The 19,164-nt window shown below is 64.3% G+C and carries 16 protein-coding genes; 10 read left to right on the forward strand and 6 right to left on the reverse strand.

Going from position 1 to position 19,164, the window contains the following annotated elements; genetic code table 11:
• Positions 1-8 precede the first annotated feature (8 nt).
• The 3 genes from IVB41_RS18670 to IVB41_RS18680 form a co-directional block, all read right to left on the reverse strand.
• Complete coding sequence (locus tag IVB41_RS18670) at positions 9-950, reverse strand: hypothetical protein (RefSeq protein ID WP_027569452.1); 942 nt, start codon at positions 948-950, stop codon at positions 9-11.
• 200 nt (positions 951-1,150) lie between these two features.
• Complete coding sequence (locus tag IVB41_RS18675) at positions 1,151-1,729, reverse strand: peroxidase-related enzyme (protein ID WP_027569453.1); 579 nt, start codon at positions 1,727-1,729, stop codon at positions 1,151-1,153.
• A gap of 103 nt (positions 1,730-1,832) precedes the next feature.
• A complete protein-coding gene (locus tag IVB41_RS18680) occupies positions 1,833-3,572 on the reverse strand; it encodes an ATP-binding protein (protein ID WP_247286654.1) in 1,740 nt (579 codons plus the stop codon).
• Positions 3,573-4,010: 438 nt separating this feature from the next.
• On the opposite strand from IVB41_RS18680, the gene IVB41_RS18685 reads away from it, so the two are divergent.
• Positions 4,011-4,973, forward strand: a complete 963-nt coding sequence (locus IVB41_RS18685) for a catechol 2,3-dioxygenase (RefSeq protein ID WP_247433713.1) — start codon at positions 4,011-4,013, stop codon at positions 4,971-4,973.
• Positions 4,974-4,976: 3 nt separating this feature from the next.
• Here the strand turns inward: IVB41_RS18685 and IVB41_RS18690 are convergent, their stop codons facing one another.
• Positions 4,977-8,501 carry a molybdopterin cofactor-binding domain-containing protein gene (locus IVB41_RS18690; protein ID WP_247433716.1) on the reverse strand — a complete coding sequence of 1,175 codons (3,525 nt, stop codon included), beginning with the start codon at positions 8,499-8,501 and terminating at the stop codon, positions 4,977-4,979.
• A complete protein-coding gene (locus tag IVB41_RS18695) occupies positions 8,501-8,983 on the reverse strand; it encodes a (2Fe-2S)-binding protein (protein ID WP_027569457.1) in 483 nt (160 codons plus the stop codon). Before IVB41_RS18695 ends, IVB41_RS18690 begins: the two co-directional genes overlap by 1 nt.
• 282 nt (positions 8,984-9,265) lie before the next feature.
• Here IVB41_RS18695 and IVB41_RS18700 point away from each other — a divergent pair, with 282 nt between their 5' ends.
• The 9 genes from IVB41_RS18700 to IVB41_RS18740 all read left to right on the forward strand — a co-directional run bounded on the left by IVB41_RS18700 (position 9,266) and on the right by IVB41_RS18740 (position 17,906).
• Entirely contained in the window at positions 9,266-10,723 is a 1,458-nt protein-coding gene (locus tag IVB41_RS18700; protein WP_247433719.1) for a 6-hydroxynicotinate reductase, read from the forward strand.
• Complete coding sequence (locus IVB41_RS18705; protein WP_247433722.1) at positions 10,720-11,616, forward strand: UPF0280 family protein; 897 nt, start codon at positions 10,720-10,722, stop codon at positions 11,614-11,616. The genes IVB41_RS18700 and IVB41_RS18705 overlap by 4 nt, the downstream gene beginning before the upstream one ends.
• Before the next feature lie 27 nt (positions 11,617-11,643).
• Positions 11,644-12,228 carry an amino acid synthesis family protein gene (locus IVB41_RS18710; RefSeq protein WP_247286650.1) on the forward strand — a complete coding sequence of 195 codons (585 nt, stop codon included), beginning with the start codon at positions 11,644-11,646 and terminating at the stop codon, positions 12,226-12,228.
• A 25-nt stretch (positions 12,229-12,253) separates the two neighbouring features.
• Complete coding sequence (locus IVB41_RS18715; RefSeq protein ID WP_247433725.1) at positions 12,254-13,456, forward strand: ABC transporter substrate-binding protein; 1,203 nt, start codon at positions 12,254-12,256, stop codon at positions 13,454-13,456.
• A gap of 156 nt (positions 13,457-13,612) precedes the next feature.
• Positions 13,613-15,502, forward strand: a complete 1,890-nt coding sequence (locus IVB41_RS18720; protein ID WP_247434822.1) for an ABC transporter permease — start codon at positions 13,613-13,615, stop codon at positions 15,500-15,502.
• The gene (locus IVB41_RS18725) at positions 15,499-16,290 is read left to right on the forward strand and encodes an ABC transporter ATP-binding protein (RefSeq protein WP_027569463.1); all 792 of its coding nucleotides are present in this window, start codon (positions 15,499-15,501) and stop codon (positions 16,288-16,290) included. The genes IVB41_RS18720 and IVB41_RS18725 overlap by 4 nt, the downstream gene beginning before the upstream one ends.
• Complete coding sequence (locus IVB41_RS18730) at positions 16,287-16,991, forward strand: ABC transporter ATP-binding protein (protein WP_027569464.1); 705 nt, start codon at positions 16,287-16,289, stop codon at positions 16,989-16,991. Before IVB41_RS18725 ends, IVB41_RS18730 begins: the two co-directional genes overlap by 4 nt.
• Positions 16,992-17,017: 26 nt before the next feature.
• The gene (locus IVB41_RS18735) at positions 17,018-17,473 is read left to right on the forward strand and encodes a MarR family winged helix-turn-helix transcriptional regulator (protein WP_007592445.1); all 456 of its coding nucleotides are present in this window, start codon (positions 17,018-17,020) and stop codon (positions 17,471-17,473) included.
• A gap of 43 nt (positions 17,474-17,516) precedes the next feature.
• Positions 17,517-17,906: a hypothetical protein gene (locus tag IVB41_RS18740; RefSeq protein ID WP_247433728.1), complete on the forward strand. Its 390-nt coding sequence runs from the start codon at positions 17,517-17,519 to the stop codon at positions 17,904-17,906.
• A 56-nt stretch (positions 17,907-17,962) separates the two neighbouring features.
• Here IVB41_RS18740 and IVB41_RS18745 read toward each other — a convergent pair whose 3' ends face one another.
• The gene (locus tag IVB41_RS18745; RefSeq protein ID WP_027569467.1) at positions 17,963-19,159 is read right to left on the reverse strand and encodes an amidohydrolase family protein; all 1,197 of its coding nucleotides are present in this window, start codon (positions 19,157-19,159) and stop codon (positions 17,963-17,965) included.
• Positions 19,160-19,164 lie beyond the last annotated feature (5 nt).

A 19,164-nucleotide genomic window follows, 5' to 3' on the forward strand; every position in this document is an offset into this window, starting at 1 on the left:
CCGCCAGTTCAACCAGCAGCGTCGCGATCGATTTTGCGCAGCCGCACAAAGGCGCCCCAGGCCCGCGGATAATCCTTGTCCGTGGGATCGATCGTAAGTAGCGCGCGGCATGCTTCCTTGATCTCCTCAGGCGGAGGACGCTTGGCCGGAACTCCGGACGATTTGGCGTCTTCCCAGCGAGCCTCGACATCTCTTGCAAAAGCCAAGGCCTCGGCGCTCGTCCGCTTCTGCGCCGATTTCGCCAGCGGGTGGTCCGAGGGGAAATTCGGCCATGCGGCCGGCGGCTGGTCGACACGCCACGTCAGTTCATCTGCTTGTCGCGCCTCCACGCCCGAACCTGAATGCTGCGCTGCTGGCGCCCATCCTGCCCCCGCTGAGGCTGCCGAACCCGATGAGCCGGCCGATCTCCGCGGGACCGCCGAACCTGGCGCGACCGCCGCTGTCTGTCCGGCGAGCTGGCCAAGCTGTTGTTCCATCGTTCCGCCGCTGGACTTGGGGATGATTTTTTCGACGGTCTTGATCATCGACAGCGCGCCTGGCGATATCAGCGTGTTCTGGTCGGCAATTTTGTCGTCGGCCGCGCCTGGGCAGGGCTTGTAAGGAGAGCGCTGCGACGTCATCCGGCCGTCGTCGTCGATACGGGCAAAATCGATCGCGACGGTGTAAACGAACGCGGCCTCGACATACTGCCTCTCCTTGTCCATCGCCTTTACGGAGCCGCATACGTATCTTGCCTGGTCTGCATCGATCGTTCGCAGGCCGTTGAAGTGAGCTGAATTCGGCGCAATGAGGACGCGTAAGACGGCAGCCCGCGCCTTTCCATGCTCCGATTCGAACATGCTCCATATCTCGTTCGCGTTGATGATCTCGGGCTGATAATTCCATGCGTACCCGGCCGCGAAGAAAGCCGTGCCGATACAGGTCGCGACAACAAATGCCCGCACGTTCATGAGAAGCCCCTCGACAGGCACGACTCATCCGCGTCTCCGGTGACGGAAACTGCGCAAGTTGTGCCAAAGCGTTTGTGCTAGTTGAGGGTGAGATTCTTAATTAAACGTGTGCGATTGCGAAAACACAGAGTTCCCGTCAGACGGGAACTCGTCCACTGCGTTTGTCGGCTATGCGTTCCTTCCGCGTTCGCGGCAGTCGGTCATTTCTTTGGCAGCCGTCCCATCAGATAGAATTCGTCATTCGGCCGCATGCCGGTGAAGTTCGCCAGCCGGTTCGACAGTGCGAAGAAGGCGGAGATTGCGGCGATGTCCCAGATGTCGTCGTCGCTGAAGCCATGCGGCGCGAGCGCGGTGAAATCGTCCTCGGAAATCCGCTGCGCATCGGCCGAGACCTTCATCGCGAAGTCGAGCATCGCCTTTTGCCGCGGCGTGATGTCGGCCTTGCGGTAGTTCGTGGCGATCTGGTCGGCGATCAGCGGGTTCTTGGCGCGGATGCGCAGGATCGCGCCATGCGCAATCACGCAATACTGACACTGATTGGCTGCCGAGGTCGCGACCACGATCATCTCGCGCTCGGCCTTGGTGAGGCCGCCGTCCTTCTCCATCAGCGCGTCGTGATAGGCGAAGAAGGCGCGGAACTCGTCCGGGCGGTAGGCCAGCGTCAAGAACACGTTCGGCACGAAGCCGCTCTTCTCCTGCACGGCGAGGAGACGTGTGCGGATGTCGTCAGGGAGCGCATCGAGGGCGGGAGCGGCGAAGCGTTGCGCAGGCTTTGTCATGGGCATGGATTCCGGCTTGGGGCCGGCAACCATAGTCGATGCCGGCGCCATGCTCAACGTGATGCCAGGCTCGCAATGCCGGAGCTGGAAAACGAGCGTTGCTTTACCGCAGCGGCTTCTTCAGCAGCGAGAAGCGGTCCGGATCCAGCCCCATCGACGGTTGCAGCATCGGGGCTTCGACGTTGGAGAGCGTCTTGGCGGGCGGGGCCGAGAACACCGGATCGTTCGGCACGTCGCGCTGCGAGGTGGCACCGCGCCAGCGCTCGAGCACAGCGCCGACGAAATGCATGTCGTGACCGGAGGTGACGGACGGCACGCTGCTGATGGTGGCTTCGCCGCGCGGCAATTGATGTGGCGGCACCTCCTTGAAGCGCAGCCGCGTCGGCAGCGCGACACCTTCGCCAAATGCCAGCACTTCGCGGGTGCCGAGCGAGGGCACGAACGAGAGCAGATTCGCGGCCGCATCCGACACCGCGGCGCGCAGCAGCGCCTGGTCACGCTCGTTGGCAAGACGCATCGTGAACAGCGTGTTGCACTGGGAGATGATGGTCGCGTCGAGCTCGGCCGGACGCTGGGTGATGAGGCCAAGATAGACGCCGTATTTGCGGCCTTCCTTGGCGATGCGCGACACCGCCTTGCGGGTCGGCCCGAAGCCCACATTACGATCGGCGGAGGCGTAGCGGTGAGCCTCTTCGCAGACGAACAGCATCGGTGAAACGCCGTCGCTCCACAGGCCGAAGTCGAAGGCCATGCGGCAGAGCACCGAGACGACGGAATCGATGACCTCGGCCGGGAAGCCGGCGAGCTGCATCACCGTCATCGGCTTGCCGTTGGCCGGCAGGCGGAACAGATGGCTGATCACCTCGGCCATGGTGTCACCGCCGACATTGGCGTTGTCGAACATGAAGGCGTAGCGCGGGTCGTTGCGGACCGCCTCGATGCGGGAGATCAGCTTGTGATAGATGATGCGCGAGGAGCGGTTCTCGAGCTTGCCCATGCGCTCGTCGATCAGCGACATCAGATCGACCAGGCGATAGGGCACCGGCGTATCGACGGTGTAGCCGATCTGCTTGGGATCGATGCGCTTCAGGCCGATGCGGTCGGCGTTCTGGTACTGGGTGTAGACGCCCTTGGCGAGGGGAATGACCTCGGCGAGGACGTCGAGCTCCTCGGGCACGCCGGCGCGGCCGCCGAACAGCACGTCGACGATTTCCTCGAAATTGAACAGCCAGAATGGCAGTTTCAAATTGCGCGGGTTGAGCACCAGCGCGCGGTCGCCGAAGCAGCGGCCATATTCGTTGTGCACATCGAGCAAGAAGATGCGCAGGTTCGGGCGTGCCTTGAGGATCTCGTTGAGCAGCAGCGACACACCGGTCGATTTGCCGACGCCGGTCGATCCCAGCACCGCAAAGTGTTTGGAGAGCATTTCCTCGATGTCGACATAGGCGACGACGGAGCTGTCCTGCTGAAGGAAGCCGACATTGATCTGGTCGGAGCCGGTGGGCGCGTAGATCGTGCGCAGCTCCTGGCTCGTGATCAGGTCGACGGAATCGCCGATGGTCGGATAGTTGGTGACGCCGCGCTGGAATTTGGCCTTGCCGGTGGCGTTGAGAATTTCCCCGAGCAGGTCGACCGAGGCGATGGCGATCAAATCGTCGTTGCTCGAGAGGTTCTCGCAGGACACCTCGGTGATCATGGCGACGATGACCGAGCTGGCGCAGCGGATACTGACGAAGCGGCCGACGGTTGCCCGCACTTCCGAGACCGGCATCCGGCTTTCAGGCAGTAGCCCGACCCGGGCGAGCGATCCGCGAACCGAAATCACGCGTCCAAAGGATGTCACAATGAATGAACCTGGCAAGAGCAACGGGTTGCCCGGACTATGCACGGCCGTCGCTGGACAAACGGTTAAACGGCAGGCGCCGGCGCTTCGTTAAATCCGCGACAATTCGGGTGCGAAGTTTGTTCCCAATGCATATTCCCTGGCAGAAGCGCCCGGAAAATGCTGCTTTTTCCCGGCCGACGGGCCTGAGAGCGCTTAAGAGAGATTTTACCATTCGGGCAGTCGGTCCGCGGTTCCGGGACGGGTTGGTCATCCTAGACGGTTCGTCATCCACCCTCGGCGGTCTTGCTTGATTTGTTGACGGGACCTAATCATTTGTACATTGGTACAAATGAACCGTCGGCCTAGTGCCGCCCACCGGCGCGTGAGCGGATTGCCGCCTGCGCCAGATCGCGGGATCCGGTCCAGCGGATCGCAAGCCACGTCTTGGAGGACACCATGCAACCCGAACCGATCCTCGATCTCGCTCATCTCGGCCACATGGAGCTGTTGACACCGAAGCCGGACGAGAGCCTGAAATTCTTCGTCGACGTCATGGGCATGACCGTCAGCGGACAAAAGGGCGAGTCGGTCTATTTGCGCGGCTGGGACGATTACGAGCGCTATTCGCTCAAACTGACGGCGTCGAAGACATCGGGCATGGAGCACATGGCGTTGCGCGCGCGCAGCCAGCAGGCGCTGGAGCGCCGCGTCGCGGCGCTGAAGGGGTCCGGCTTCGACATCGGCTGGATCGACGGCGATATGGGGCAGGGGCCGACCTTCCGCTGTCGCGATCCCGATGGACACATCGTCGAGCTCTATTACGAGACCGAATGGTATCAGGCGCCGCCCGAGCTGAAACCCGCACTGAAGAACCAGGCGCAGCGCTTTCCCGCGCGCGGCGTCAATGTCCGCCGCATCGACCATCTCAATTGCCTCGCCGTCGACATCAAGGCGAACCGCGAGTTCTTCGAGAACTATCTCGGCTGCCGGCTCACCGAGCAGATCGTGCTCAACGACGGCCGCGAAGCGGCGATGTGGCTGACGGTGTCCAACAAGAGCTACGATTTCGCCTATTCGCTCGACCATTCCGGCACGCCCGGCCGCTTCCACCACGTCACCTACGCGCTCGACAGCCGCGAAGAGATTCTGCGCGCTGCCGACATCTTCCTGGAGAACGGCATCCACATCGAGACCGGCCCGCACAAGCACGCGATCCAGCAGACCTTCTTCCTCTACGTCTACGAGCCCGGCGGAAACCGTGTCGAAGTCGCCAATGCCGGCGCGCGCCTCATCCTCGCGCCCGACTGGAAGCCGATCGTGTGGACGGAAGAGGAGCGCAAGAAGGGGCAGGCGTGGGGCCTGAAGACGATCGAATCGTTCCATACGCACGGCACGCCGCCGGTGGAGCACAAGAAGTAGCGCTCAGTTCGCGGCGGCTCTCACACGCGCAATCGTCTCCTTCACGCCGGTCCATGCCGGCCTGTCCGGGGCGAACTGCTTGCGCAGGAAGGTGACCAGTTCCTCGACCTGCGCATCGCTCATGCTGTTCTTGAAGGCCGGCATGTAGCCGAGATCGCTCGACGCCGGCTCGGCGATGCCGTGCAGGATGATTTGAACGAGATTGTCTGATGTGACGCTGTGCAGATTGCTGTTGAGTGCCAGCGAAGGCCGGCTGCCGAACAGCGGCAGGCCGCCGACCTCGTGGCAGACGGCGCAGGCGCCCTGATAGAGCCGTGCGCCGGTGGAGGACGCAATTGTAACTTGCGTCGCGCTTTCGAGACGTGCCGCAAGCGCGTCCGGTGCTTCGGTTGCGGTGTCGTTGAATGAGTTGAGATAGACCGCCATGGCGCGGATGTCCTGGTCGGGCAGGGCTTTGAGGTCCCTGACAATCGGCGCCATCGGCCCGGCGGCGACGCCATGATATCGCGAGTAGCCGGTGCGCAAATAGGCGAAAAGCTCGTCCTCGCTCCATGGGATCGGCGCGTGCGAGAGCGAGGTCAGAGGCGGCGCCTCCCAGCCCTCGGCAAAGCCGCCGGCGAGATAGGCGCTACGCTGCTCGGCGCCGAGCGCGTTGCGCGGCGAATGGCAGCCGCTGCAATGGCCGAGACCTTCGACGAGATAAGCGCCGCGATTCCAGACGTCGGATTTGGCGGGATCGGGCTTGAACTCGCGCGTCTGGTGGAACAGCGCATTCCATCCGGCAAGTAGCGGGCGGAGATTGAACGGGAAGGCGAGCGCATTCGCCGCTGCCGGTGCGCGCACCGGCGGCTGCGCCATCAGGTAAGCATAAAGCGCCTGCATGTCGGCATCGCCAGTCTTCGCAAAGTGCGTGTAAGGGAAGGCGGGATAGAGCTGCCGTCCGTCGCGATGCAGCCCGTCGCGCATCGCGCGCTCGAAGGCGGGATAGGACCAGGCGCCGATGCCGGTCTCGACGTCTGGCGTGATGTTGGTTGCATAGATCGTACCGAACGGCGTCTCCAGGGCGCGGCCACCGGCGTTGAGCGCCCCGCCGATCATGGTGTGGCACTCCGCGCAATTGCCGAGTGCGGCCAGTTGTTGCCCGCGCGCGATCGTCGCTGCGGAATAGACCGATGGGTCAGGCCGCGCGATCGGCGCGATGGCGCGGCCAGGCAAAAGCGCCGCACCGATGCCGATCGCCGCGGTGCAGACGGCCGCGATCGTCGCGAAGATGCCGGCGCGTTTGGCGAAGGGATTCTCCCAGATGCGGGATGGTTGTGGCGTAGCGGGAGCGGGCAGCGCCTGCGGCGTGGCTGGTGCGCCGCCATGCAGCCCGTTGAGGATGCGCTCGGGCGTGAACGGCGGCTCGCGAAAGCGCACGCCGGTGGCGTCGAAAATCGCGTTCGCAATAGCAGCCGCGCTCGGGACCGAGGCGGATTCGCCGACGCCGAGCGGCGGCTGGTCCGGCCGCGGCAGCAACAACACGTCGATCTTGGGCACGTCAGGGAAGGGGATGATCGGATAGGCGCCCCATTCACGCGCCGCGACTGCGCCGCGCTCGAACGAGACCTCCTCCATCAGCGCGCGGCTGGTGGACTGGATGACGTTGCCATGGATCTGGTGGCGCACGCCGTCCGGGTTGATCATCAACCCAGAGTCCTGCCCGGCGACCACGCGCGTCACGCTGACGTCCCCGGTCGACTTGTTGACGGCAACGTCTGTGACCCAGGCCGACCACGCGGCGCCATAGCCGGGGAATTTGCTGTGGACGTAGAGCGCATAGGCAAAACCGCGCCCATGCACGATCTCGCCGTCTTTCTCTTGTCGCACCGGCCGCGGCGTCCAGCCCGCGCGCTCGGCGACCGCATGGACGAGATCGACGGCGCGCTGATCCCTAAGGTAACGCAGGCGATATTCGATCGGGTCGACGCCGGCCTCGGACGCGGCCTCGTCGATATAGGATTCATGCGCAAAGGTGTTCGGCAGGGCCGAGACGCCGCGAAACCAGGACGCGCGCACGATCGGCGCCATGTCGTGGGCGACGACGCGCATGTGGTCGTAATCGTAAGGCGGGATCGCGGTCCGGTCGCCCATCTGGAGGACGTCCGCCTTCGGCGATATCCGCCCCGTCAGCAACAGCGCCAATGTCGGCGCGGCATTCGATGGATAGCGCGTGGCAAGATCGTAAGCAGCGACGCCGCCCTCCGCGTTCAGGCCGCCATTGACGTCGATGAGCTGCGCGGCGCCCTTGGGCTCCCAGGCGTGCTCCTGCTCGCGCGTCAGCTGCACGCGCACGGGCCGGCCGACCGCGCGCGAAAGCAACAGCGCGTCCGCGGTGACATCGTCGGCGCAGTTGCGGCCATAGCAGCCCGCGGCCTCCAACCTGATGACCTCGATCTCGCTCTCGGGACGCTCGATCAGCAGCGACAGGTCTGCCCGCAGCAGGTGCGGATTTTGCGTGCCCGACCAGACGCGGATGTTGCCGTCCTGGAAGTCGGCGACCGCGCAGGACGGGCCGATCGAGGCATGCATCTGATACGGCCAGACGTAAGTGCGCTGCATCGGCTTGGCCGCGCGGGCAATGGCAGCATCGACGTCGCCCTTGTCGATCAGCGTGCGCGGCGTCGATGGATTGGCGCGCAGCGCGTTCTCGACGTCGGCGAGATCGGTCAGTTCAGGCGTCGGTCGCCAGTTCACCGCAAGCTGCTCCGCCGCGCGGATCGCGTTCTCCTCGCGCTCCGCGACGATTCCGACGAAATCGCCGATGCGCACGACGGCTATGATGCCGGGAATGCCGCGCACCGAGGATTCATCGACCGAAATCAGGCTGGTGCCGACAAACGGGCCGGCGTCGACGCCGGCATAGGGCGGTCGCACCACGCGGCCGTGCAGCATGCCGGGCATACGGATGTCGTGCACGAAGGTCAGCTCACCCGTGGCCTTGGCCGGCAGGTCGACGCGGGGCATCGATTGGCCGACAATGGCGTAATCGCCGACCGGCTTGACGGCGACGCCGTCGGCAAGCTCGAGACGAATGGTCTCTCCGCCGATCAACTCGCCATAGCTGACGCTGCGATTGTCGTGGCCGCGCACGAGGCCGTCTTCGATCCTGAGATCGGCTACCGGCAGCTCCAGGCGCTCGGCCGCACGTGCGATCAGAAAGTGTCGCGCCTGCGCGGCGGCTTTGCGCAGGGGAACGGCGGTGATCTGGATGGTCTCGCTCGCGATCGTCGCGCCTTGGTTCGGCACCACCGCGGTGTCGCCGAGCACGACGACGACGCGGGCAAAGGACACATCCAACTCCTCGGCCACGATCTGGCCCAGCGCCGTGCGGATGCCGGTGCCGAGATCGACATGTCCGTTGTAGGCTGTGACGGAGCCGTTCGCGGTGATGCGGACGAAGGTCTCGGATGTGCACTCGTCCACAGTGCGGACGACGACGAGCGAGCCGGATTGCAGCTCAGCTCCGTTCGGATGCGGGGAGGCCATCAATCACCGGCCTCGGCGAGCTGGCCAGACGCACGCATCACGGCTCGCAGGATTTCGATATGCGTGCCGCAGCGACAGAGATTGTAGCGCAGCGCCGCTAGCGCCTCCTGTTCGGTGGGCCGCGGGTTGATCGCAAGCAGCGCCTTGGTGGTCATGATCATGCCGTTGAGGCAGTAGCCGCATTGCGCGGCCTGCTCGTCGATGAAAGCCTGCTGCACCACATCAGGTTTGTCGCGGGTGCCGAGCCCCTCGAGCGTGACGATGTCGCGGCCGCCGCAGCCGCTGATCGGAATGACGCAGGAGCGCGCCGCCGCGCCATCGATCAGGACAGTGCAGGTGCCGCATTCACCGAGGCCGCAACCGTATTTCGGACCGTTGAGCGCGAGATCGTTGCGCAGCACGTAGAGCAGCGGCGTATCGCGCGCCGCAGTGATCTCGTGGATCCTGCCGTTCACGGTGATGCGGATCGGTGTCTGCGTCATCTCGTTCCCAAGTCGACTCGTTGAGCGCCGCGGCCAAAGCTTCGCGAAAATTCCAAGTCCGCTCAAAATCTACGTTGCGACGATACCGTTTGTACACAAACGTGCAAGCCGTGCATGCCGCAGTGCAGCGCGAATGCCTTCTTTGTGGACAGAGCGGATAGGCAAATGAGGTTTTATGCGGCAGGCGTATGTTTTGCGCCGCACCGCCGCTTGACAGCCATCGGGAGGGCGCGCAACATCGTTCGTGTACAAATGATAACTGCACTGTCGGCTGGCTTTGACATGGTGACTGAACCTACGAGCGCCGCCATCGACAAGATCCGCTGCGATGCGTGTCCGGTGATGTGCTACATCAAGCCGGGCGCGGCGGGCGCCTGCGACCGCTATGCCAATCACGAGGGCAAGCTCGTCCGCGTCGATCCGCATGTGATCCTGGAACGCACCGTGTCGCATGGCGGCAAGCTCGTTCCGTTCAGCCGCACCGAAGATTGGGACGGCAAGATCGTCCACGAGCCTTCCACCTTTGTAACGGCGATCGGCGCGGGGACGACCTATCCCGACTACAAGCCGGCGCCGTTCATCGTCTCGGCGGAGGTCGACGGCATCGACATGGTGACTGTCGTCACCGAGGGCATCTTCTCCTATTGCGGCATCAAGGTGAAGATCGACACCGACCGCTATCTCGGGCCGGAGACCGCGACCGTCCGCGCACAAGGCGAGGCGGTCGGTCACGTCACCACCAGCGAATACGGTTCGCAGATGCTGTCGCTCGGCGGCGTGCATCATCTGACCGGCGGCTCCAAGAAGGAAGGCCGCGTCACCTGCGACACGCTGATGGACCTCGCAAACTGCAAGGCGGTCGAACTCACCATCGACGGCGGCGCGAGCGTGGTGGTGCAGGCCGGCCAGCCGCCGATCGTCAACGGCATGAAAGAAGAGCGCATGCGCGTCGGCTGCGGCTCGGCGACGATCGGCATGTTCGCCAAGCAATGGCACGGCAAGGTCGACGAGGTCGTCGTGGTCGACGACCATATCACCGGCGTGCTCTCGGAACACCAGGCCGGCAAGCTGCTCGACATCGCCGACACCGGCATCAAGATGAAGGGCCGCCGCTCGACGCCCGGCCGCTATTTCCAGGTCGCCGATCCCGGCACGGGTTGGGGCGGCACCAATATCTCCGATCCGCTGGCAATCCTGGGACCGTTTGACGCCAAGGAAGCCAGGGCCGGCCTCTCCATGCTGATGGTCTCCACGACCGGCGAACATTCGTCCTATTACGTGCTCGACGAAGCCTTGAAGCCGGTCGAGACGGAGATGCCGGATGACCTCAAGTTTTCGGTCGAGCGCATTCAGGAGAATTGCGAGCCGGCGCTGTGTACGGTGCTGTTCATGGCGGGCGCGGGCGGTTCCTTGCGGGCGGGCGTGACCGACAATCCGGTGCGGCTGACGCGCTCGGTCAAGGACGCGCTGACGCGCGTCACCAGTGGCGGCGCACCGGTCTATGTCTGGCCGGGCGGCGGCATTACCTACATGGTCGACGTGACGCAGATGCCGGCGGGCGCATTCGGTTACGTGCCGACGCCCGCGCTGGTCGCGCCGATCGAATTCACGATGAAGCTGTCGGACTATGCGGCGCTCGGCGGGCACATGGATTATGTAAAACCGCTGTCCGAGGTGCAGGGCGGCGACGATGTCCGCCAATTGCCCTGGCAGAACCCGATCCCGGGACCTCGGGCATGACAAGGCTCCCGCAAATCGCGTTGCTGTCTGATGGCCGGCGGCTGCATTTGCAGGATGGACCGATTGATCTGATCGTCGAGGCGAGGGGGCCCACCGACGCAGTGCGCGCGGCCTATGAGGCTGCGGCCGAACGGTTCACCGGACTTCTCGACGAGCTCTGCGCGGAACTGCCAGACCTGCGGACCGCTGTCGAGGAGCGGACCTCGTTGAGAGGCGTTGTGGCGCGTCGCATGCACGCCGCGGTGGCGCCCTATGCCGGTAATGGCTTCATCACGCCGATGGCCGCTGTGGCCGGCAGCGTGGCGGAGGAGGTGTTGGGCGCAATGCTGGACGCTGCGGCGCTCGATCGGGCCTATGCCAACAATGGCGGCGACATTGCCCTGCATCTCGGCGAGGACGAGCATTTTTCGGTCGGCCTGATGGACCGGCCCGATCGCGACGGCGTGATGCGGACAATTAGGGTGGACGCCGATGATCCCGTGCGCGGCATCGCTACCAGCGGAAGGCACGGCCGCAGCTTTTCGCTCGGGATTGCCGATGCGGTGACCGTGTTGGCCGGAACGGCCTCGCAAGCCGATGCCGCCGCGACGATCATTGCGAATGCCGTCGATCTGCCGGGGCATCCCGCCATCATCCGAAAGCCAGCGAACGAACTTCAGCCCGACAGCGATCTCGGCGCGCGGCTCGTGACCCGTGGCGTCAGTGGTTTGTCACAGGATGAGATCACGACCGCACTCGAATCTGGCGCGGAATGTGCACGGCAATTATTCAATCGCGGATTGATCGAGGGTGCCGTGTTGCAGCTTTGTGGTGATATGCTTGTCATCGGGACCAAGGATATTGAACGGCAACGATCGCGTCCGCTTGTACAAGAGAACGCGGTTCATGCCTGAACAGGGAAGCGGCTTGAGGAAACAATCATGAGCGCGATCATCCGCAAGATCGTCACCGTCGTCGAAGAGACGCATATGGAGATGGGCCGCCAGGTCTCGCCGCCGACGCGGCGTGCGGCGGCAATCGCCGTGATCGAGAATCCGTTTGCCGGAAAGTATGTCGAGGATCTCTCGCCGCTGATCGCGATTGGCGAGGAGCTCGGCGAGCTGCTCTCGAAGCGCGCGGTGGCGGCGCTCGGCATCGAAGGATCCAAGGCGCAGAGCTATGGCAAGGCCGCGGCCGTCGGCGAGAACGGCGAGCTGGAGCATGCCGCTGCCATCCTTCACCCGAAAATGGGCGCGCCGGTGCGTAAAGTGCTGAGCAAGGGCGCTGCGTTGATCCCGTCGTCGAAGAAGCGCAGTGGACCCGGCACGACGCTGGATATTCCGCTGGGCCACAAGGATGCAGCCTTCGTGCGCAGTCATTTCGACGGCATGGAAGTGCAGATCAACGACGCGCCGCGCGCCAACGAGATCATGGTCGCGGTCGCCGTCACCGACAGCGGCCGTCCTTTGCCGCGCGTCGGCGGGCTGACGGCTGCGGAGATCAAGGGCGAAGACGGACTGCGTTAATCTTTTCAGAAAAGTGGAGGTTGGGATGCGAGCAAAGAACTATTTCGCCGGCGCGGCATTTGCGCTGTTGGCGAGCGGCATGGCTCATTCGGCTCTGGCGCAGGACATCAAGATCGGCGAGATCAACAGTTATTCGTTGCTTCCGGCGTTCACCGAGCCCTATCGCAAGGGCTGGCAGCTCGCGGTCGAAGAGATCAACGCAGCCGGCGGCATCAACGGCAAGAAGCTCATCGTCGTCTCCAAGGACGACGGCGGCAAGCCGGCGGATGCGCAAACCGCGGCCAACGAGCTGGTGTCGAGCGAGGGCGTGGCGATGCTGACGGGTACGTTCCTGTCGAACATCGGTCTTGCGGTCAGCGACTTCGCCAACCAGAAGAAGGTGTTCTTCCTGGCAGCCGAGCCGCTGACGGACGCCATCACCTGGTCCAAGGGCAACAAGTACACGTTCCGACTGCGCCCCTCCAATTACATGCAGGCGGCGATGCTGGTGGAGGCAGCCAGCAAGCTGCCGGCAAAGCGCTGGGCGACGATCGCGCCGAACTATGAATACGGCCAGTCCGCAGTCGCAGTGTTCAAGAAGCTGATGTCGGAGAAGCGGCCGGACATCCAGTGGGTCGATGAGCAGTGGCCGCCGCAGGGCAAGATCGACGCGGGTCCGGTGGTGCAGGCGGTTGCCGCGGCCAATCCCGAAGCGATCCTCAACGTCACCTTCGGCGCGGATCTCGTCAAGCTCGTGCGTGAAGGCAACACCCGCGGTCTGTTCAAGGGACGCGAGGTCGTCTCGTTCCTCACCGGCGAGCCCGAATATCTCGACCCGCTCAAGGAGGAAACGCCCGAGGGCTGGATCGTCACGGGCTATCCCTGGTACTCGATCAAGACGCCCGAGCACGACGCGTTCCTGAAGGCCTATCAGGCCAAGTACAACGACTATCCGCGCCTCGGCTCGATCGTCGGCTATCAGACCATCAAGTCGGCGGCGGCGATCCTGGCGAAGGCCAATTCGACCGATCCGGAGAAGCTGATCAGCGCGGCGGAAGGACTGTCGATGCCGTCGCCGCTCGGCGAGATCACCTTCCGCAAGATCGATCACCAGTCGACGCTCGGTGCCTATGTCGGCAAGACCGCGCTGAAGGACGGCAAGGGCGTGATGGTGGACTCGTCTTACAAGAAGGGCGCGGACTATCTGCCAAGTGATGCCGAAGTCGAGAAGCTGCGTCCGAAGGATTGATCTCCGCTGCCGTAGGTGGGTTAGCCGAAGGCGTAACCCACCACGGTCTGTACCCGCAGAACCAGAACAGGTGGGTTACGCTGCGCTAACCCACCCTACGAAGCTCTCTCTCCCCGCAAGCGGGGAGAGGTGATGCAACACCAACCCGGACCGCTGATGGCCTTTTACGTCGTACAGTTTCTGACCGGCCTCGCCAGTGCGGCGTCGCTGTTCCTGGTGGCATCGGGCCTGTCGATCATCTTTGGCGTGACGCGGATCGTGAATTTTGCGCACGGCGCCTTCTACATGATCGGTGCCTATATCGCCTTCACGCTCACCGAGCGCCTATCGGGGACGTTCGGCTTCTGGGGCGGGATCGTCATCGCAGCGCTTGCCGTGGCAGTGATCGGCGTCATTGTCGAGATGGTGCTGCTCCGGCGCATCTATCACGCGCCCGAACTGTTCCAGCTGCTTGCGACCTTCGGGCTGACCTTGATGGTCGAGGACCTCGTCGTCCTGATCTGGGGCCCGGACGATCTCGTCGGGCGCCGTGCACCCGGCTTCAAGGGGGCGATCGACTTCTTCGGCCAAAACATCCCGAGCTATGATTTGTTCCTGATCGTGCTCAGCCCGGTCGTGCTCGGCATCCTCTGGCTCTTGTTCCAGCGCACGCGCTGGGGCGTGCTGGTGCGCGCAGCGACGCAAGACCGCGACATGGTCGCAGCGCTCGGCGTTAACCAGAAATGGCTGTTCACGAGCGTGTTTGCGGTCGGTGTTTTCCTCGCCGCTCTAGGCGGTGCGCTCCAGATTCCGCGCGATGCCGTGCATCATGCGATGGATTTGCGTATCATCGTCGAGGTCTTCGTGGTCGTCGTGATCGGAGGCCTCGGCAGCATCATCGGCGCTTTCGTCGCGGCGGTGCTGGTCTCCGAACTCAACGCCTTCGGCATCCTGATCTTTCCAAAAATCTCCATCATCCTGGTCTTCCTGGTGATGGCGGCAGTGCTGATCGTGCGGCCCTGGGGCCTGTTCGGCAGACCCGAGGCCCCCGCGCGCAAGACGCCGGGTCTCACGGTCAATCCCTGGCGACCGCTGACGTCGAACGAGCAGCTGGCCGCGCTTGCAGCGCTCGTCATCGCAGCGACGCTGCCGCTGTTCGCCGGCAACTATGCACTGACCGTCGGGTCGGAGATCGCGATCTCCGTAATCTTCGCCGTCAGCCTGCACTTCCTGATGTCGGTCGGCGGGCTCGCCTCCTTTGGTCACGCCGCTTATTTCGGCCTCGGCGCTTACGGCGTCGCTTTCCTCGCCAAGATGGCGGGACTGCCGATGATCGTCTGCCTGTTGCTCGGGCCGCTGCTCGGCTGCATGGGCGCTGCCGTGTTCGGCTTCTTCGCGGTGCAGCTCTCCGGCGTCTATTTTGCAATGCTGACGCTCGCCTTCGCGCAGATCGTCTGGTCGATCGCGTTCCAGTGGGTGAGCGTCACCGGCGGCGACAACGGCATCCTGGGCGTCTGGCCCGCGAGCTGGGCGGCGAGCCCATCGCATTTCTATTGGTTGTCGCTCGGCGTTGCGGCGCTCGTGACGATCGCGTTGCGGGCCATGGTGTTCTCGCCGTTCGGTTATGCGCTGAGGGCGACGCGCGACTCGCTGCTGCGCAGCGAAGCGGTCGGCATCAACGCCAAGCGCATCCAGTGGACCGCCTTCGTGATCGCGGGCACGACCGCGGGCATCGGCGGCGCGCTGTTCGCCTACCTCAAGGGCAGCGTCTTCCCGGACAATCTCGGCATCTCGCTCTCGGTCGATGCGCTTGTGATGGTGCTGCTCGGCGGCGTCGAGACGGTGTCGGGCGCGGTGATCGGCGCCATCGTCTACAAGGCCTTGAACATCTGGCTGGTCAGCCAGACCGACCTGTCAAAGCTCGTGCTCGGCGGCTTCATCGTTCTGATCGTCGTCGTCTTCCCCAAGGGCATCGTCGGCATGCTGGAGATGCTGGCGCAGCGCCGCAGGAAGGCATCGCCGCCGGGCTCCCCCTTGCTTGCAAAGCCGATCGAGTCCGCCGAATGAGCGTCGCCCCCCCACTTCTCGCGGTCGAAAGCCTGACCAAATCCTATGGCGGCGTTCACGCCGTGCGCGGCGTCTCGTTCTCGCTGCGATCAGGCGAGATCCTGGCGCTGATCGGACCGAACGGCGCGGGCAAGAGCACCTGTTTCGACATGCTCAACGGCCAGAACAAGCCTGATAGCGGCCACGTCCGCCTGCTCGGCGAAGACACAACCGGCAGGAAGCCGCGCGAGATCTGGCGGATGGGCGTGGGCCGCACCTTCCAGATCACCGCGACCTTCGCGACCATGACCGTGCGCGAGAATGTGCAGGTCGCGCTGATCTCGCACGGCAAGCAATTGTACAATCTTTGGGGCTCGGCGCCGAACTTCGACCGCGGCGAAGCCGGGCGACTGCTCGAGCTGGTCGGTATGGGCGGTTACGCGGATCGCCCCTGTGGCGAGCTTGCCTATGGCGATCTCAAGCGGCTCGAGCTCGCCGTCGCGCTCGCCAACCAGCCAAAGCTGCTGCTGATGGACGAGCCGACCGCCGGCATGGCGCCGCGCGAGCGCGTCGATTTGATGCGGCTGACCGCGCAGATCGCCCGGGAAAAATCGATTGGCGTTCTCTTCACCGAGCACGACATGGACGTGGTGTTCGAGCACGCCGATCGCATCATCGTGCTCAACCGCGGCACGTTGATTGCCGAGGGCTCGCCGGCGGAGGTGCGCGGCAATCCGCAGGTGCAGGCGGTCTACCTCGGCGAGGGCCTCCTTTACGAGGCCGGGCATCGCGAGGGAGCATCGGTATGAAGCTCACGGTGCAAGATCTCAATAGTCATTACGGCCCGGCGCATATCCTGTTCGACATCGGCTTCGAGGTCGGCGAGGGGGAAGTCGTGGCGTTGCTCGGCCGCAACGGCGCCGGCAAGTCGACGACGTTCCGCTCGATCGTCGGGCTCGTCGCGCAGCGCTCGGGACGGATCATGTTCGAAGGCAAGGATGTCTCGGCGCGTCCGACACATGAGATCGTGCGGGATGGGCTTGGTTACGTGCCGGAGGAGCGGCGTATCTTCACCGACCTGACGGTGGAAGAAAATCTCGAGGTCGGCCGCCAGCCGAAGCGCCCGAACGCGCCGCACTGGACCCGCGACAAGCTGTTTTCGCTGTTCCCTAACCTCGGCGAGATGAAAAATCGCCCGGGCGGCCGCATGAGCGGCGGCGAGCAGCAGATGCTCACCATCGCCCGCACGCTTATGGGCAATCCGTCGCTGGTGCTGCTGGACGAGCCCTCGGAAGGCCTGTCGCCGAAGATCGTGGAGCAGATGGTCGATGCCATCCTGACCATGAAGAAGGAGGGCGTCAGCATCGTCGTCTCCGAGCAGAATCTGCATTTTGCGCGGCTGATCTCCGATCGCGCCTATATCATCGAGCGCGGCCGCATCTGTTTCGGCGGCACCATGGCCGAGCTCGACGCGCGTCCGGATATCCGCGACGCGCATCTGTCGTTGTGAAGGCAAAGGGCAAGGGTATCGAGCGGATGGCGAGAAGCGTCGCTGCGAAGAAAAGCGTCAAACCGGCAAAGCCGCCTTACGTGCTCGACGAGCAGGTTGGGTTCATCCTTCGCCAGGTCTGGCAGCGCCACAGCGCGATCTTCTCTCGCGAGATCGGCACCAACATTACGCCGACGCAATGGGCGGCGCTGTCGAAGCTCGCCGAGGCCGGGCCATGCTCGCAGAACCAGCTTGGACGCCTGACGGCAATGGATGTGGCGACCATCAAGGGCGTGATCGATCGTTTGACGGCGCGCGGCCTCACCGAGACCAGCCAGGATCCCGAGGACGGACGGCGGCTTCTGGTCAGCCTGACCCGCGCGGGCCAGCAGCTGGCGGAAAAGGTCGCGCCGAATGCGCTCGCGATCACCCGGGAGACGCTGGCGCCGCTCGAAGCAAAGGAGCGCGAGATGCTGATGGCGCTGTTGAACAAGCTGCGGTGAGGCGCGACTAACCTCGGTGAAGGTCTTATCGAGGTCTTTCGGTATGAGAGCGGCGACCCGTTTTGCGATGGCTCTGAGTCTGAGTGCGGTGCTGGCGGGCCAGTGTGCTCCCGCCCTCGCGGCGCAAGCCTATGAGGGGTTCTGGGCGTCAACCAAAAAGGATTGCCGCGACCAGGACAGTGTCAGCCGCCTGAGCATCGAAGGCGGCAACCGCCTCTATTGGTACGAGACCCGGTGCCGCGCCAGTGAGATCACTGCCGATGGGAAGCTCGCCTGGAAAATGAAGCTCGCCTGCGAAGGCGAGGGCGAGAAGTATCGCTCCAGTCCCCGGGTTTCCATTGCCGCGGATGGCAAGCTGGTGATGGACAACAGCCCGGTCGGGCAAGGCAAGCGCCAGACCTATGTGCGTTGTGAGATCGCTAAGCGCCACTGATTGGGTGATCAGCTTTTCCCGAGGGTCCGCGCGGAGCGCGAGCCGCTCCGGCTGCGTCACTTCGCCACCACCTCCGGCACCCTGCCGGCCGGCGGGGTGTTGCGGCTGCGCTGGGTGCGTACGATACCGTCGATGATGGTCATGCCGATGCCGGGGAGGTCACCGAGCTGGACGCTGTCCAAAATGTTCTTGCCGGCCGAATGCTGCGCCTTGTCCATGATGACGAAGTCGGCGGAACGGCCGACTTCGATCAGGCCGCAATCCAATTCGCGCATCCGCGCCGTGTTGCCGGTGGCCAGGCAAAACGCGACCTCTGCCGGCAGGTCGCCAAGCGAGGACAGCATCGACACCATGCGGAGAATGCCGAGCGGCTGCACGCCGGAGCCGGCCGGCGCGTCGGTGCCGAGGATGACGCGGTGCAGATCGCCCATCTCGCGCGCGATGCGCAACGTGAACAGCGCCGAGCGCTCATTGCCGTTGTGCACCAGCTCGAGGCCTCGCTTGCAGCCCTCGCAGATGCAGCGGATCTGGTCGTCGGGAAGCGCGGTGTGGCCACCATTGATGTGGCCAACCACGTCGGTGTCGGCCTCCAGCACCACGTCCTTGTCGATCAGGCCGGAGCCGGGGATCGAGGGCCCGCCGGTGTGGATCGTGCTCTGGATGCCGTATTTGCGGGCCCAGCCGACCATTTTTCGCGCGGTCGGGCCATCCTTGACGCCGCCCAGGCCCACTTCGCCGAGCAGCTTGACACCGGCTGCGGCCAGCTCCTTGAAGTCCTCCTCGACCATCTCGCATTCGATCACAGGCGCGCCGGCGTGAACCTTCACGCCGCCAGGCCGCAGATTCCAGAATGCGCGCTGTGCGAAGATGGCCATCGCCTTCAACCCGACGACATCGCGCGGGCGGCCGGGCATATGCACCTCGCCTGCGGAAATCATCGTGGTGACGCCGCCATGCAAATTGCTGTCGATCCAGCCGATCTGGTTCTGGCGAGGCGTCCAGTCGCCCGCAACAGGGTGGACATGGCTGTCGATCAGGCCGGGCGCCACCGTGGTGCCGTTGGCCTCGACGATGGTGGTCGCACCTTCGGTGTCGAGGTCCTTGAAGCGGCCGATCGCGGTGATCTTGCCGTTCTCGGCGACGATGGTGTCGCCGTCTAGGATCGGCTTTTCCAGCGCGCCGGACAGGATCAGGCCGATATTGCGGATCACGAGCTTCGAGGGTCCGGTGGCCTGGGGTGCGTCATGCGCCATGGAAT

It is taken from the genome of Bradyrhizobium sp. 44, from assembly GCF_023073095.1.
Classification (GTDB): Bacteria; Pseudomonadota; Alphaproteobacteria; order Rhizobiales; family Xanthobacteraceae; genus Bradyrhizobium.